This is a genomic window from Nonomuraea sp. NPDC050691 (assembly GCF_040654455.1).
Taxonomy (GTDB): Bacteria; Actinomycetota; Actinomycetes; order Streptosporangiales; family Streptosporangiaceae; genus Nonomuraea.
This window is the reverse complement of sequence record NZ_JBFAIA010000002.1, coordinates 1-14578: the sequence shown is the minus strand read 5'-3', so window position 1 is coordinate 14578 and position 14578 is coordinate 1. Positions and strand designations below refer to the sequence as shown.

Here is a 14578-nt window from a genome sequence, read left to right as displayed (position 1 = left end):
GTTCAGGAGATCTTGCGGCGGTACGTCCTCATGGCGAAGACGTACGCGACGGCGAGGATGCCGACGCACCACGCGAGGGCGACCCAGATGTCGGTGCCGACCGGCTGCCCGGTGAACAGAGCGCGGATGGCGTTGACGATGGAGGTCACCGGCTGGTGCTCGGCGAAGAAGCGCACCGGGCCGGGCATGGTGGCGGTGGGCACGAACGCCGAGCTGAGGAAGGGCAGGAAGATGAGCGGGTAGGAGAACGCGCTCGCACCTTCCATGGTCTTGGCGGACAGGCCGGGGATGACGGCGATCCAGGTCAGCGCCAGGGTGAACAGGATCAGGATGCCGGCGACCGCGAGCCAGGCCGGCACTCCCGCCTCCGAGCGGAAGCCCATGAGCAGGGCCACGAGCACCACGACCACGAGCGAGATCAGGTTGGCGACCAGCGAGGTCAGCACGTGCGCCCACAGCACCGACGACCGGGCGGTCGGCATCGACTGGAAGCGCTCGAAGATGCCGCCCTTCATGTCCGTGAACAGCCGGTACGCGGTGTAGGCGATGCCCGAGGCGACCGTGATGAGCAGGATGCCGGGCAGCATGTAGTTCACGTACGAGGAGTCCGACCCTGTTCTGATGGCGCCGCCGAACACGTAGACGAACATCAGCATCATGGCGATCGGCATGATCGCGGTCGTGATGATGGTGTCCGGGCTGCGCGTGATGTGGCGCAGGGATCGTCCCAGCAGGACGGTGGTGTCGCCGAAGAAATGCTTGCTCATCGTTGTTCCTTATGCCTTCGTGCCGATGAGGGTGAGGAAGACGTCCTCGAGGGTCGGCTGCTTCTCGACGTATTCGACCGTGGCGGGCGGGAGCAGTTGCCTGAGCTCGGCCAGGGTGCCGTTGACGATGATCCGGCCCTCGTGGAGGATCGCGATCCGGTCGGCGAGCTGTTCGGCCTCGTCCAAGTACTGCGTGGTGAGCAGCACCGTCGTGCCCCGGTCGGCGAGCTCCCTGACGGCCTGCCACACCTCGATGCGCGCCTGGGGGTCGAGCCCGGTCGTCGGCTCGTCGAGGAAGATGATCGGCGGATCGCCGATCAGGCTCATCGCGATGTCGAGGCGGCGGCGCATGCCTCCCGAATACGTCGCCGCCTTCCGCCCGCCCGCGTCCGTCAGCGAGAACCGCTCCAGCAGCTCGTCGGCGATCTTGCCTGGGTTCTTGAGGTGCCGCAGCCGGGCGACCAGCACCAGGTTCTCCCGCCCGCTGAGGATCTCGTCCACGGCGGCGAACTGCCCGGTGAGGCTGATCGACTCCCGCACGTTCGCGGCCTGCGTGGCGACGTCGAAGCCGTTCACGCGGGCGGTGCCCGCGTCGGCCCTGAGCAGCGTGGAAAGGATCTTCACGGCGGTGGTCTTGCCCGCTCCGTTGGAGCCGAGCAGGGCGAAGATGCTGCCCCGCGCCACCTCGAAGTCCACGCCGCGCAGCACGTGCAGTTCCCTGTACGACTTCTCCAGCCCGTGCACCTGGATCGCCGGGGCTTGCTGGGTCGTCATCTCTCTGTCCTGTCCTGTCCTGTGGTGGGGTGGTGTCGCCGGCGGCGCGGGCGATGGCGCTGGTGAAGCGGTGGCGTTCGCGGGCCCGGTACTGGCCGAGGGGGTAGGTGGCCATGAACATCTCGGCGAACTCGATGGGGTCGTCGCCGAAGATGTCGCGGATCGCGGTGGCGTCGGCCGCGCTCTGTTCGAATAGGTCGGCAAGGTCGTCGTCGGTCAGGAGCTACTCGGCGGTGCTGACTACCGGTACAAAGTAGCACCGACTACCCGTACCTAGCAATACCGAATAGCTGAGGTGCAAAGCGGGGCTTGAGCGTGTGGGTACGGGGGCCTGATCGCTGTTTGTGAGCGAGTCCGTCAGCCCTTGGGCGAGGACGGGCTGCGTCGGCTCACTGAAGAATTCGATCGTCGCGGACGAGACGGCGCGCCAGCGACGACGAGTGCGCAATCGCGGAACTGTTCATGGCAGCCACCATCGCCGACGGCGCTGATACCGGCCTGTTGCCGTGCTGACATGGCTGTCGACCGGCACCGCAGCAGGCGGGCGTGGCGGCGCTGAGCGCCGCGGGCGACCGCGGCTGCGGCGGGAGACCGCCGGCGCCCCCTGGCGCGCGCAGCGGCAAGCCGGCTGCCGATGGTCAGGGGTTTGATGCTCTCCTTCGGCTCACCCGCCCGAAGAGCCCGTCGGCCCCGGTCAACGGCGTTACTTTCCGGCCGTGCCGGGTTTCCCGCTGATGGACTCCTGATAGATGTCCGCGTAGGTGGGCGAGTCCTTGATCAGGTCGTCGCAGAAGGCAGCGACGTCACTGCCGATGAGTTCCAGGACTCCCTTGCCGGCCGCGACGCCCTCCTCGAAGAAATCGACGATCCCTGACAGCAAGGACCCGTCAACCAAGTCGATCGGCCCGACCTTGAAAAGGTACTTCTGCATCTCCTTGTAGACGATCTGATAGTCCGGCGGGAGGGCCTTGACCCGCGCCATGTGCGCCCGCCACTGCTTCTTGCCCTCGATGATGTCCTGGATGCCCACGTCAGCCTCCTAGCCGGCCCAATTTCCTTGCGACGTTCTCGTTCAGCTGCTCGCGCCACCGGTCGCGATAGGTTCGACCACCTTCCCCGCCGGCCAGCGCCGCGCAAAAACCCCGGACGTCGTCACCCAGCACCTCGTGAACGCTCTGCCCATCGGACGCCGTCTCTTCGAGCAGCCCCAGGGCGTTGTCGAGAATCGGCATCAGGTTCCGGCCCGTGAAATCCCCGTAGGCAAAGAGATGGCCCTTGATCTCTTCCCACGCCGCCCGGTAGTCGGCCGGCAGCGCCTCGGCCCGGGCTTCGAACGCCTTCCATTCCCTGGTGAGATCGCTGCCGGTCATGGTCTCCCAGAACTTCATCTCCCGCCCTCCTTGAGGTTGTTGATGTGCGATGAGAGGTACTCCCATTTCGCCCAGAATGTTGCTAGTTGGTCGCGCCCCGCGTCGTTGAGCGCATAGAACTTGCGCGGCGGGCCCATCCCGGACGGTCGCTTCGTCACCTGGACGAGTCCGTTCTTCTCCAGGCGCAGCAGGATGGTGTAAACCGTCCCCTCGACGACGTCGGCGAAGCCGAGTTCGTTCAGCCGACGCGTGATGGCGTATCCGTAGGTCTCCTCGCTGCTGATGATCTGCAGCACGCAGCCCTCAAGCGTGCCCTTCAGCATCTCCGTCAGGTCATCCATCGCGGGTCCTCTTCGATCAAGGTACTTCGTGACACCGAGTACGACTATACAGTAGCACGGAGTAGTGAGTCCTTTTCAACCTGACGACGCAGGTCATCAGGGGCATGTGCCGGGGCCGGTCGGCATGAAGAGAGGCTCCCGGTAAGACAGCAGTCGACAGCGGAGCCGGAGCAGGCAGGGGTGAGGTGGCGATACTGGCTGGGCTGGCGCCCAAGGCGTTGACCGGCGGGCAGGTCGCCGTCTGGCGCGCCAGACGCGAGCACCTCACAGACGAGGTTCCCTCGCCGGTCCACGAGGACGAACACGAGCTCGGCGAGGTCTGGCAGCGTCTGCGGGCTCTATCAGCCAGACAGCGCGCGGTGCTGGTGCTGCGCTACTACGAGGGTCTCGCTGATGAGGAGATCGCGGCGAGGCTCGGCATCTCGCAGGCGACCGTCCGTGGCCAGGCCTCGCGCGGACTGGCCACGCTCCGCGTCCGCGCGGACGCACTCACGGGGAGATGGAGATGACAACCGAAGAAGAGCTGGCCCAGGCGCTGCGCACCATCGCCGATCGAACCGAGAAGGTGTCGCTCCGTTCTGAGCGTTGACGATGCAGGGCCGGTGAGGTCAGCGTCAGGCATCGAAGGGGCCCTCGTGGAGGTATCCAATTGTGTGACCCTGATACGTAATGACCCGATTGACCAGATGATCGCGCAGAGAACGGAACGCGGACGAGAGCTGAAGACGAACACCATGACCCGTCCCCGGATGTGGTCGGGTGTCGTCAGTTGCAGACCATTGAGGGCGAGGATCGCACACGCGCCTACTCCGATGTGACCCACCGCGGCACGGGCTTCGTCGCGGTCGCCGGCTAGGGACACGCCTTTCTGTACGGCAGCGTGGGTACGATCACCCGCCACTGGGCCGCGCTCAGCCCGCCCGCCTTCGCGCACACCGCCGCCGCCAACGCCTCCCCGCCCACGGCGTGCCGCCTGACCGCGCCGTTGCGGTCCACGGTCAGCACCGCCGACCCGTCGCCGGTGAACGCCACGTCGAGCGGCTCCCCGATCTCCGGGTCCTGTCCGCCGCCCTGGTCGAGCAGCGCGCCCAGGTCCGTGCCCGACATCACGTCGACCAGCCGCACCCTTCCCCCCATCTGAAGGCTGGCGAGCAGGTCCTCGCGCGGCGAGTAGGCGGCGGGGTCGCCGAACCCGCGCGCGGTGGCGAGCCTGCGGCGCGTGGCCACGTCCCAGACCGTCATCCGTCGCCGCGCGTCGAGCACCACGACCGCCTTGCCGGAGCGGGTGAAATACGCGCGCACCCCCTCGGCGTCCCTGCCGCCGCCGCCGAACGCCGGCCCCAACGCCTTGCCTGCGGCCGTCTCCAGCAGGTGAATGCGGTCGCCCGCCACCACCAGCGTCCGCCCGTCGGAGGAGAAGGCCGCGTACGTCGCCGCGCCCGCCTCGGCCGACCACATGCGCCGCCTGGTCTGCCGGTCCCACAGCTCGACCCCGCCCTTCTCGGTGACCACGACCAGCCTGGCGCCGTCGGGAGAGAAGGTCACGTGCACGGCGGACGTGCGCAGCGTGCCCTGGACGGCGGCCGAGGCGGTGTCCACGATCCGCACCCCGGGCCCGAACATGGCGACGAAACGGGAGTCCGGGCTGAATACCGCGTACTCCGCCTCCGGCACCGCGCCGACCTTCCTCCCGCCGACGGCCGACAGCTCGCCGTCGCGGACCACGAACCGCCCGTCGCCGCTCAGCGCCGCCGTGCCCACAAGGTGATCGTCGTCCTCGGTGGTCAGGTCGGCCACGTCCACCGAGAAAACCTGGTCGCCCAGCAGGTAGCGGAACGTGCTTCCGTCGAAGGCCCCCTGGACCGCCTCATTGAATCCCGCCCGTACCTGGACCGTGGTGAGCAGTTGCGTGTCCGACCTGCGCCAGAACTGGATGGATTCCGATGTCACCGTCGCGACGAGGCCGGCGCCGAACACGGCCTCGCCACCGTTCCAGGTGCCCTGGGTGCCGGCGCCGTCCTTGTCACCGATGAAGTCCTTCGCCCCGGTCCTCAGGTTGGTCAGCTCCAGCTGGCGACCGCGCCGTGCGGCCCGCCAGACCCCGTCCCGGCTGGATGTGCCCGCGGGGGCGGGCCCGAGCGCCTTGGCGGCGCCGGTTCGCAGGTCCCAGCGGGTACGCCGGTCAGCCTCCTGGAGCAGGACGGAATCGTCACGCTCGAACGCCACGCCGACCCACTCGTTCGGGAAATCCTTGGCAGTGGGGAAGACGTAGTCGCTGATCGGCCTGCCGCTGACGAGGTCCACCGCGGATGCGCGCCTGGCCGTCACGGTCACCAGTACCTTGCCCGACGGGCTCAGCGTCACGCTGTCCATCGGCTCGGCCGGCCGGGCGCCGTGTGTCCGCAGGAGCCGGCCGTTGCGCACGTCCCACGCGCGCGTCGCGGTGGAATCGGCGCTGATCAGCGTCCGGCCGTCGGCGCCGAGCGTGCGTACCGTGTCGCCCGCGGTCGACGGGTCGCGGAACATCGCCGTCTCGCGCTGCGCCAGCGAGGCCACCAGGGCCGCCCTGGTGGCCGGCGTGCGGTCCAGCCGCCAGGCCGCCAGGCTCGCCAGCATCGCCTGGCGAGGGTCGCTCCCGCGGGTCGTGGTCGCCACCCCCGCGAGCCTGGCCGCCTCCGACCTGGTCAGCTGCCCGGCGATCTGCTCGGCCCGGTCGTCGGCCACCGCGCTCTGCTGTACGGCCAGCCCGCCGGCCACCAGCGCGATCACCAGCAGCCCGCCAAGGCTCAGCGAGGTCAGCCGGGCCCGCCTGGCCCTGTGCCTGGTCAGGGTGGCCGCCGCGGACAGGAAGTCGCGTTCGGTGGGCGACAGGGTGATGTCGCGGCGGGCGGTGGCCGCCCACTCCAACGCGTTGTCCAGGTTGCTGCCCTGGAGCAGGTCGCCGTCCCGGCGTCCCGCCGTCTCCCAGCGTCGCGCCGCGGCGAGGATCTGCCGGTGTACGGCCAGGCCGTCGCGGTTGGTCTCGATCCACCGGCGGTACCGCGGCCAGGCCTGGGGCAGGGCCGGCCTGGCCAGCCGTACGCCGCCGTCCTGCCTGGCCAGGAGGTAGCCGAACACGTCGAGGATCCTGCGCACGGCGGCCACCTCGTGCGGCGCCCGCCCCCCGACGAGCTCGGCCAGTTCGGCGTGCCGGGCCGACAGCTCGCCCGCCTCGTCCACCGTCACCAGCCGCAGGAACACCTCGGGGACCAGCTCGCGCTCGGCCGGATCGAGCATCGTGTACGCCTGCTCGGCCAGCGTGCCGAGCGCGGGATCGTGCCCCTGCGCGCCGATCCCGGCGGCCCGCTGGCCGCCCTGGGCGAGCAGGCGGGCGGTGTCGAGGTCACCGTCACCGCTGACCAGCGCCAGCAGCAGCTCGCGGGCGGTCGGCCGCTGGGCCGGCTCCTTGGCCAGTGCCGAGGAGACCAACCGGCGCAGCGTGCTGGGCAGCGCGGACAGGTCGGGGGTGGCCGACAACACCTGGTGCATGACGCTTCCCAGGTTCTCGGCGTGGAACGGATCACGGCCGGTGGCGGCGAAGACGATGACGGCTCCCCAGGCGAACACGTCCGCCGAGGCGTCCGCTCGCTGGCCGATGAACACCTCAGGGGCCATGTAGGTGGGCGTGCCGCTCACCACGCCGGTCGTGGTGAGCGACATCTCGGCGGTCCTGGCGATGCCGAAGTCGATCACGCGGGGGCCGTCCGGGCCGAGCAGCACGTTGTCGGGCTTGAGGTCGCGGTGGATCACCCCGGCGTCGTGGATGGCGGTCAGCGCCGTCGCGATGGCGGTGGCCAGACGGTGCAGGTCGTCACCCGCGAAGATCCTGCCCGCCGTGCGCAGGCTCGGGCCCTCCACGTACTCGCTGACGATGTAGGGACGCGGGCCCTCCAGCTTGGCCTCGATGATCGGCGCGGTGCAGAACGAGGCCACCCGCTGGGCGGCCGCCGCCTCCCGGCCGAGCTGGGCCACCTGGTCGCCGTACAGCACCTTGATCGCCACCCGGCGGCCGTCCTCGGCATATGCCTCATACACCACTCCCTGGCCGCCGGCGCCGAGCCGCCCTGCCAGCCAGTAACGACCGAGCCGCTGAGGGTCTCCTTCGATCAACACGCTCGGTTTGATGCACTCATCACCGACGAAGTTCCGCCCAAAATACCCATGTGCGCATCGCTCCTTCTGAGCGATCCCATCCCTGGGACGCGCCGGAATGGGCCGTCTTGGGCCCTACGCTGCGGCGGACGGAACTCGAAAAGAGTGCCGAACCCTTCTCGAGCTGGATGCATCCAACCCTGAGTCGCAAGTCGGTCCTGGCCAGCCCGTACACCTCCACCATCAGCCGGTCGCCGGCGCGTGTGACGTCCATCATGGAGGTGCGGCCATGTGCCGCATCGTGTAACGGCCGGTGTACCGGTCGAGGACGGCAGGATCGACGGTGACGAAGACCCGGCGGCTGGGCGACTCGTACGGCTCGCCGCGGGCGATGGCCGCCAGGGCGGTCTCGATCTCGGCGAACGCGGCGTCTCGATATTGGAAAGCACGGTCACGAAGAGGTCGTCGCGACGGTAGTGCGCTGAGACGCTGACGAAGCCGATGGTACCGCCCGAGCTTTCGACGCGGTCGCCGCGTACTGCACAGCGGTAGCCGTAGCCGTAGCCGATCCCGTCGGCGGCGGCCGTGTTTGGCACGGCGTGCTCGTGTTCGGCGTGGCCGTATCCCTTGGCGAAGAGCCGGGGGGCGAGAAGCGAGGGCTGGGCTATCGCCAGCGATCCCGGGAAGCGATCTTCACCAGGACGTCATCGTCGCTACTCGGCCACACTCGTGAACGGCCAACAAGGGGCCGTTCTTGAAACGGCCGGACTGAAGTGACGGGATCCCGTCTGATCATCGCGATCAGGCGGGATCTTGTCGTTGTTCAGGGGGTTTCCCGAATCTGGTTAGTCCGGGGTCGGGGGTGCGCCAGAGAGTAGTCATCCCCTTTCCACGTACCTCTTCAGCGCCTGGTTGAGCGCCTGAAAGTCTGTCCTGGTGCGCTCGATCAACGCGCCGGCGAACGGCACCAGCAGTCCTGCGAACATCTCAGCCTGCACCATGCGGGTAGCGCCGGAAGCGGTAGATGTGAGGACGAAGCTGTGCTCGCCATCGAAAATTCCATGAACGGCCAGCCGACCGATCCAGCGCAGTTCGGAACCGGGGATGGCGGCCAGCACGGTCGGCCGGAATGTCATCGGACGTCCTTGGACCGGGAACATCCTCAGGGTGAGCCTGTTGCCGATCGCCAGTCGACCGGACGCCTCTCGGATGAACGGATTCCAAGCCGGATAGCCCTCCAGATCCGCCAGGGCCGACCAGACCGCCATCGCCGGGGCATCGATCTCGATCGAGGTGGATATCTGCTTCATACCGGCCGCTCAGAACATGCCGTGGGGAAGCTGCGCCGCTTCCGGCACCGGCTGCACGACATCCCAATGCTCGACGATCTGCCCGTCGACCAGCCGCCAGATGTCGACGACGGCGACGCCGCGCGGGTCGTCGGCCGTGGCCATGTGGTAGTGCATCACCACGTGATCGTCGTCGGCGATGACCCGTCTGAGGTCGAGCCGGGCGCGGGCCACCGGCGTTTCGGTGATGAACGCGATGAACGCCTCACGCCCAGAGGGATTTCCCGGGCTGTGCTCGATGAAGTCCTCGTGCAGGAGGGTACGGAGCACGTCAATGTTCCCTGCCGCGAACTGAGTGAAGCCGTGGACGGCGAGTTGCTTGTTGCGTGCGGCCTTGCTGCTTTCGCTCATGCGGCCACCGTGCCAGCCGATGCCCACCGCCGTCGATTACATGCCATGTAATCGCGGTGATCGACGAGCCGGGACGATAATCACTCGCATGATGCAGGGCCGACCGATCGGTGAGCCGCTGCGCGAGTGGCGGCACCGTAGAAGGCTCAGCCAGCTCGATCTGGCGATTCTGGCGGAGGTGTCGGCCCGGCACGTCAGCTTCGTGGAGACGGGTCGCACCATTCCCAGCAGCGCGATGGTGCTGCGCCTGGCCGAGCATCTGAATGTCCCGTTGCGGGAACGCAACCGTCTGCTGGTCGCGGCCGGGCACGCGCCGGTCGTTCGGGAACGGCCGCTGGAAGATCCGCATCTGGCCTCGGCGCGCGATGTCCTGGAGCAGATCCTGCGGGGCCACGAACCCTATCCGGCGCTGGCTGTGGACCGCCGCTGGAACCTGCTGTTCGCCAACGCGGCGATCGACGTCTTCCTGGAGGGGGTCGACGCTTCGCTGCTGCGACCGCCGGTCAACATGATGCGGTTGGGGCTGCACCCGGGCGGGTTCGCGCCCCGGCTGCGGAACCTCAGGCAGGTCCGCGCTTACCTACTGCCCCGGCTGGCCCGCCAGGTGGCACGGACCGGTGATGCGGAACTGAGCGCGCTGTATGAGGAACTGCTGTCATACGGTCCCGAAGGTGGTCCGGCGCCGCCCGATCCCACCGACATCGCGCTGCCCATCCGCGTCCGTCACCGGGGAGCCGAACTGTGTTTCATCAACACGGTGACGACGTTCGGCGCCGCCTTCGACGTCACGCTGGAAGAGATTGCCGTTGAAGCGTACTTTCCCGCCGATGACGACACCGCCCGTTTCTTCCGGACGGGAACCGGCGCCGTTAAATGAGCGGCACGACTGACGAGCAGGAGGGTGTTCCCTCGGGAAGCGATCAACTCAGCCCCTCCTGCGCTCCAGGCACGCCGTATTCGGGAACGCCCCCACTCGGTGCGCTGGCCGACCACCCCTCCCTCGCGAGCGTGTACCGCGCCCTTGCGGAGTACGAGAAAGTCCAGCGCTACCCCGCTGTCGAACAGGCCCGCGACGAGTACGCCTCCGCCGGCCGTAACGTGAAGGCCAGAAGGACCAGCTTGCCGAGCAGGACGCCGTCCGCGAGGACCTCCTGGCCTTCGCTGCTTTCCCCCGCGAGACTGGCGGCAGATCTGGTCGAACAGCACCGCGCCAACTCCCAGGGTAGTTGTCCAACTACCCTATGCTCGCAATCGCCTGTGGCCGTCTTCGTTCGGTGGTTCAGCGAAGGGTGGGCTTGGACTCCTCGGTGATGGGGTAGCGGGGGGCAGGGGTCGCGGTGGCGCGGCGGGGAAGGATCAGGGCAGCGAGGATGCCTGTCAGGGTGAGTGCGGCCGCGACGTAGACCGCGCTGCGCAGGCCGTCGGCGGTGGCGACGCGCACGGCCTCGCCTGTCAGACCGGCGAGCCCGGAGGTGGAGACGCCGACCAGGATCGCCAAGCCCACGCCGGTGCCGATCTGGAGGGCGGTGTTGGCCATGCCCCCGGCGGCGCCCTGGTCCTCGTCGGCCACGCCGGTGCCGGAGGCGCCGAACATGGTCGGGTAGATCGTTCCCATGCCCATGCCGTAGACGACCATGCCGGCGAGGATCGTCCAGTACGAGCCGTCCGTGTGCATGCCGACGGCCATCAGCGCGCCACCGCCGGAGCCGAGCAGCAGGGCGATGATCAGCGTCGCGCGGGCGCCGATGCGGATGATCAGTCTTTCGGCGACGAAGTTGGCGATGCCGATCACCACCGAGAGGCTCAGGAAGGCCAGCCCGCCCTGCAGTGCCGAGTAACCGAGCACGTCCTGGAAGTACAGGGTGAGGAAGTAGACGAGGTTCTGCATGGTGCTGCCGAAGGTGAGGATCACCAGCAGGCCGGCGCGGAGGTTGGGATTGGAGAACAGCCGCAGCGGCATCAGCGGGTTCGCGGTGCCCGCCTCGATGATGACGAACGCGGTCAGCAGCGCCACCGCGAGCACGGCGGAGGCGACGACGGAGGGCGCGGTCCAGCCGACCTCGGGGCCCTGGGCGATGGCGAAGACCAGCAGCGTCAGCCCGGCCGTGCCGGTCAGGGCGCCCGGGATGTCGAAGCCGCGTCCCCGTTCGCGCGCGCCGTCGCGCTCGAGCAGGACGAACGCGCCCACGGTGCCCGCCACGACCAGCGGCACGTTCACCAGGAACACCGCCTCCCAGCCGAACGCGTGGGTCAGCACACCGCCGAGCAGCGCGCCCAGGCTCAGCCCGCCCGCGCCGGCCCCGGCCCACACGGCCAGGGCCCGGACACGCGCTCGGCCTTCGGTGAACCTGGTCGTGACCAGGGAGAGCGTGGCGGGGAACAGGACGGCCCCGCCGATTCCCTGGAGGGCCCGTGCGGTGATCAGTGTCGCAAGCGAGGTCGCCAGGCCACCCAGCAGGGACGCGCCGCCGAACAGCAGCATCCCCAGGACGAACATGCGGCGGCGGCCCAGCAGGTCGGCCGATCGGCCGCCCAGCAGCAGGAAGCCACCGAAGAAGATGGCGTAGGCGCTGACCACCCACTGGGTGGCGTGATCCGACAGCCCCACCTCGCGTGCGATGTCGGGCAGCGCCACGTACACGATGGTGAAGTCGAGCGAAGTGATCAGACTGGAGAAGGCCAGCAGGCCGAGAACCCAGCGTGGCCTGGCGTCGGTGGTCGCCTTTTCGGGGGATTTCATCGCGGTCTCCTCAGGAGGTTCGGGGCAAGGCTTCGGTATGCCGCACAGGGGCGTTCGGCCGGGGCGTCCCGCAGGGTGCGGGGTCACCAGGTTCGGGTCAACCGCATGCTGGTCAGCGGTGGGTGTTGGCGGGTGTGTCGCCGTGGGACTCCAGCAGCCCTGCGAGCGTGGCCGCCAGATGCCGACGCTCGTCGGCGTCGAGACTCTCCACGAGGCGGGCCTCGTTGGCCAAGTGGAGGGGAAGGAGCCGGTCGATCACCTCAAGACCCCGCGGAGTGAGGCGGATCTTGACGGAGCGGCGGTCGGTGGCGTCAGGCGTGCGGGTGACCAGACCCTTGGCCGCCATGCGGTCGACCCGCAGCGTGATCGCCCCGGTGGTGACGAGCGACGCCTTGAGGAAGGCCTTCGCGGTCAGCTCGTAGGGCTCTCCCGAGCGCCGCAGCGTGGACAGGACGTCGAACTCGCCCGGTTCCAGGCCGTGCTCGCCGAGAAAGTCCTTGATCTCCTTGTCCCAGAGCCGGGACAGCCGCATGAGCCGGCCGACGATGCCGATCGGTGAGACGTCGAGGTCGGGGCGTTCCCGACTCCACTGCTCCAGCACCGTCTCCACCGCGTCTGCCATGGTTACCTCCCTCCTCGCCAGATAGGTGAGCGCTCACTTAGTTGACACTCATGCAAGCGCTAACTATCTTAGCACTCATCTAATCAGACCTCATTCAAGGAGTGGCCATGTCCTACCCCGACCCCCGCTACTTCGGTCAGCACGGCGAGATCAGCGCCACCTTCAGGCCCGCGACCAACGCGCCCGACTTCGTCTCCAAGCCCGTCGCCACCGACGGCCCCAACGTCGCCCAGGGCACCGCTTACCACTACCTGTCCACCACCGTCTCCACCGGCGGTGAATACGGTTTGTACCGGGTGGACATGGGCCCCGAGGCGGGCGGCCCCAGCACGCACTTCCACAAGTCGATGTCAGAGTCGTTCTTCATCCTGTCCGGCACCATGCGGCTGTTCGACGGCCGCCGCTGGATCAACGCCACCTCCGGCGACTACCTGTACGTACCGGTGGGCGGCCTGCACGCCTTCCGCAACGAATCCGGCGAGCCCGCCTCCATGCTCATGCTCTTCGCCCCCGGCGCACCCCGCGAGGAGTACTTCGAAGGCGTCACCAAGCTGGCCGGCCTCAGCGAAGAAGAGCGTGCGGAGTTCTTCCTCCGCCACGACAGCTTCTTCATCTGACCTTGGCCGGCCGACGCCATCGCCTCCACCGACGCGCGCTCCAGGTGCTGCCCGACATCGGACGGTCAGCTCCGAAGCCGGTTCCGGCGCCAATCCAGCACACCCATCTACGAAGCGAGCACTCCATGACCAAGGTCGCCGTTATCTACTACTCCTCCACCGGCAACATCCACACCATGGCGAGGGCCGCGGCTCAGGCCGCCCGGAAGGCGGGCGCCGACGAGGTCCGCCTGAGGAAGACCGCCGAACTGGCACCCACCGCGGCCATCGAGAGCAACCCGGCCTGGGCCGAGCACGCCGTCGCCACCGCGGACGTCGCCGAGGCGAGTCTGGCCGATGTGGAGTGGGCCGACGTCATCCTCTTCGGCACCCCGACCCGATTCGGCCTGCCCGCGGCGCAGCTGAAGCAGTTCATCGACACCACCGGCGGCCTGTGGTCCGAGGGCAAGCTCGTGAACAAGATCGTTTCCTCGTTCACCTCGACCTCGGCCAGCCACGGCGGCCAAGAGAGCACCCTGCTGGCACTCAACAACACCTTCTACCACTGGGGTTCGATCATCGTCCCGCCCGGCTTCGCCGACCCCGTCCAGTTCGACCCGGCCAACGGCAACCCCTACGGCGCGAGCAGCATCTCCGGCAACAACCCCGACAACGTCGCCGAAGCCAACCTCGCCGCCGTCGAATTCCAGGCCCGCCGCGCCGTCGAGATCGCCTCCGCACTGCGGCGCGGGCTCGCCACCGTCTGACCCAAACCGCTGGCGACCCGCCCCAGAAAACCCGGCGGCACGACGGTGTCAGTCGCCGCCGAGCTCGAATCGGCCGTCCTCCACAGCCGTGAGCGCGGACGCCGACAACCGTCACCGATCGATGACGGTCCTCTCGCCGCAGTATTCTCCGCCGCGCCGGCGGCGACCTGGGTGCGCGTGGCAGCCACTCCTTCGAGAACATCAGCCACTCCTTCGACACGAAAAGGATCACCATGACAGCCACAACCGACAGCCCGACCCAGGTCACCGTGCTCGGGCTCGGCTCCATGGGCTCGGCGATCGCCCGCACCTTGCTGGAGCGCGGATATCGCACGACGGTCTGGAACCGGACCGCGAGCAAGAGCGCACCACTGGCCGAGGCCGGTGCCGTGACGGCCGCGACGGCCGCGGAGGCGGTCGCGGCGAGCCCGCTCGTCGTGGTCTGCCTGCTCGACACCCCAGCGGTCGAACAGGTACTGGAGTCCGTCGAGACCGCGGTCGCGGGCAAGGTGCTGGTGAACCTCACCAGCGGCTCTCCCGCCCAGGCGCGGGCGAACGAGCAGTGGGCGCGTGAGCGCGGTGCCGATTACCTCGACGGAAAGATCATGGGCGATCCGCCCTACGTGGGTACGCCGAACGTCCTGTTCCCGTTCAGCGGCTCCCGCGACGCCTTCACCGCCCACGAGTCGACGCTGCGGGAGCTCGGCACCGTCACCTACCACGGAGAGGACGCCGGGTTGGCCGCCGTGGAGTTCATGGCCCAGGTCGCG

At 68.6% G+C, this 14578-nt stretch carries 15 protein-coding genes; 5 read left to right on the top strand and 10 right to left on the bottom strand.

Translation table 11 applies throughout. The annotated features are described in order from the left end of the window. Window positions 1–2 precede the first annotated feature (2 nt). The 5 genes from AB0H81_RS01025 to AB0H81_RS01005 form a co-directional block, all read right to left on the bottom strand. The gene (locus AB0H81_RS01025; RefSeq protein ID WP_358367386.1) at window positions 3–767 is read right to left on the bottom strand and encodes an ABC transporter permease; all 765 of its coding nucleotides are present in this window, start codon (window positions 765–767) and stop codon (window positions 3–5) included. Window positions 768–776: 9 nt separating this feature from the next. Then, complete coding sequence (locus AB0H81_RS01020) at window positions 777–1541, bottom strand: ATP-binding cassette domain-containing protein (protein WP_358367382.1); 765 nt, start codon at window positions 1539–1541, stop codon at window positions 777–779. 703 nt (window positions 1542–2244) lie between these two features. Further along, window positions 2245–2571, bottom strand: coding sequence for a DUF1048 domain-containing protein (locus tag AB0H81_RS01015; RefSeq protein WP_358367379.1), 327 nt, complete (start codon window positions 2569–2571; stop codon window positions 2245–2247). Window position 2572: 1 nt separating this feature from the next. Beyond that, entirely contained in the window at window positions 2573–2929 is a 357-nt protein-coding gene (locus AB0H81_RS01010; RefSeq protein WP_358367376.1) for a DUF1048 domain-containing protein, read from the bottom strand. After that, the gene (locus AB0H81_RS01005; RefSeq protein WP_358367374.1) at window positions 2926–3252 is read right to left on the bottom strand and encodes a PadR family transcriptional regulator; all 327 of its coding nucleotides are present in this window, start codon (window positions 3250–3252) and stop codon (window positions 2926–2928) included. Before AB0H81_RS01005 ends, AB0H81_RS01010 begins: the two co-directional genes overlap by 4 nt. A 185-nt stretch (window positions 3253–3437) precedes the next feature. Here AB0H81_RS01005 and AB0H81_RS01000 point away from each other — a divergent pair, with 185 nt between their 5' ends. Then, entirely contained in the window at window positions 3438–3761 is a 324-nt protein-coding gene (locus AB0H81_RS01000; protein ID WP_358367372.1) for a sigma-70 family RNA polymerase sigma factor, read from the top strand. Window positions 3762–4104: 343 nt separating this feature from the next. Here the strand turns inward: AB0H81_RS01000 and AB0H81_RS00995 are convergent, their stop codons facing one another. From AB0H81_RS00995 to AB0H81_RS00985, 3 genes are all read right to left on the bottom strand, one after another. Beyond that, window positions 4105–7404: a WD40 repeat domain-containing serine/threonine protein kinase gene (locus AB0H81_RS00995; RefSeq protein ID WP_358367370.1), complete on the bottom strand. Its 3300-nt coding sequence runs from the start codon at window positions 7402–7404 to the stop codon at window positions 4105–4107. Between the two features lie 857 nt (window positions 7405–8261). Further along, window positions 8262–8693, bottom strand: coding sequence for an SRPBCC domain-containing protein (locus AB0H81_RS00990; RefSeq protein WP_358367367.1), 432 nt, complete (start codon window positions 8691–8693; stop codon window positions 8262–8264). Window positions 8694–8702: 9 nt separating this feature from the next. After that, complete coding sequence (locus AB0H81_RS00985) at window positions 8703–9083, bottom strand: nuclear transport factor 2 family protein (protein ID WP_358367366.1); 381 nt, start codon at window positions 9081–9083, stop codon at window positions 8703–8705. 88 nt (window positions 9084–9171) lie between these two features. On the opposite strand from AB0H81_RS00985, the gene AB0H81_RS00980 reads away from it, so the two are divergent. After that, window positions 9172–9960 (top strand): helix-turn-helix transcriptional regulator, encoded by a 789-nt coding sequence (locus tag AB0H81_RS00980; protein ID WP_358367364.1) that lies wholly within the window; start codon window positions 9172–9174, stop codon window positions 9958–9960. Between the two features lie 402 nt (window positions 9961–10362). On the opposite strand, the gene AB0H81_RS00975 is transcribed toward AB0H81_RS00980, so the two are convergent. Together AB0H81_RS00975 and AB0H81_RS00970 are read right to left on the bottom strand one after the other, a co-directional pair. Further along, window positions 10363–11823, bottom strand: coding sequence for an MFS transporter (locus AB0H81_RS00975; RefSeq protein ID WP_358367361.1), 1461 nt, complete (start codon window positions 11821–11823; stop codon window positions 10363–10365). A 112-nt stretch (window positions 11824–11935) separates the two neighbouring features. Then, the gene (locus AB0H81_RS00970) at window positions 11936–12445 is read right to left on the bottom strand and encodes a MarR family transcriptional regulator (protein WP_358367360.1); all 510 of its coding nucleotides are present in this window, start codon (window positions 12443–12445) and stop codon (window positions 11936–11938) included. Window positions 12446–12552: 107 nt separating this feature from the next. On the opposite strand from AB0H81_RS00970, the gene AB0H81_RS00965 reads away from it, so the two are divergent. From AB0H81_RS00965 to AB0H81_RS00955, 3 genes are all read left to right on the top strand, one after another. Further along, the gene (locus tag AB0H81_RS00965; protein WP_358367357.1) at window positions 12553–13062 is read left to right on the top strand and encodes a cupin domain-containing protein; all 510 of its coding nucleotides are present in this window, start codon (window positions 12553–12555) and stop codon (window positions 13060–13062) included. A 125-nt stretch (window positions 13063–13187) separates the two neighbouring features. Further along, complete coding sequence (gene wrbA, locus AB0H81_RS00960) at window positions 13188–13808, top strand: NAD(P)H:quinone oxidoreductase (RefSeq protein WP_358367354.1); 621 nt, start codon at window positions 13188–13190, stop codon at window positions 13806–13808. A gap of 233 nt (window positions 13809–14041) precedes the next feature. Beyond that, window positions 14042–14578: NAD(P)-binding domain-containing protein (locus AB0H81_RS00955; protein WP_358367351.1), on the top strand; the 537-nt coding region annotated here is incomplete at its 3' end.

What these genes read in the sequence shown, in the direction of transcription:
- AB0H81_RS00990 (WP_358367367.1), bottom strand. Translation starts at nt 8,693, where the DNA reads ATGAAGCAGATATCCACCTCGATCGAGATCGATGCCCCGGCGATGGCG.
- AB0H81_RS01020 (WP_358367382.1), bottom strand. Translation starts at nt 1,541, where the DNA reads ATGACGACCCAGCAAGCCCCGGCGATCCAGGTGCACGGGCTGGAGAAG.
- AB0H81_RS00970 (WP_358367360.1), bottom strand. Translation starts at nt 12,445, where the DNA reads ATGGCAGACGCGGTGGAGACGGTGCTGGAGCAGTGGAGTCGGGAACGC.
- AB0H81_RS00965 (WP_358367357.1), top strand. Translation starts at nt 12,553, where the DNA reads ATGTCCTACCCCGACCCCCGCTACTTCGGTCAGCACGGCGAGATCAGC.
- AB0H81_RS01010 (WP_358367376.1), bottom strand. Translation starts at nt 2,929, where the DNA reads ATGAAGTTCTGGGAGACCATGACCGGCAGCGATCTCACCAGGGAATGG.
- AB0H81_RS01025 (WP_358367386.1), bottom strand. Translation starts at nt 767, where the DNA reads ATGAGCAAGCATTTCTTCGGCGACACCACCGTCCTGCTGGGACGATCC.
- AB0H81_RS00985 (WP_358367366.1), bottom strand. Translation starts at nt 9,083, where the DNA reads ATGAGCGAAAGCAGCAAGGCCGCACGCAACAAGCAACTCGCCGTCCAC.
- AB0H81_RS00980 (WP_358367364.1), top strand. Translation starts at nt 9,172, where the DNA reads ATGATGCAGGGCCGACCGATCGGTGAGCCGCTGCGCGAGTGGCGGCAC.
- AB0H81_RS00975 (WP_358367361.1), bottom strand. Translation starts at nt 11,823, where the DNA reads ATGAAATCCCCCGAAAAGGCGACCACCGACGCCAGGCCACGCTGGGTT.
- AB0H81_RS01005 (WP_358367374.1), bottom strand. Translation starts at nt 3,252, where the DNA reads ATGGATGACCTGACGGAGATGCTGAAGGGCACGCTTGAGGGCTGCGTG.
- wrbA (WP_358367354.1), top strand. Translation starts at nt 13,188, where the DNA reads ATGACCAAGGTCGCCGTTATCTACTACTCCTCCACCGGCAACATCCAC.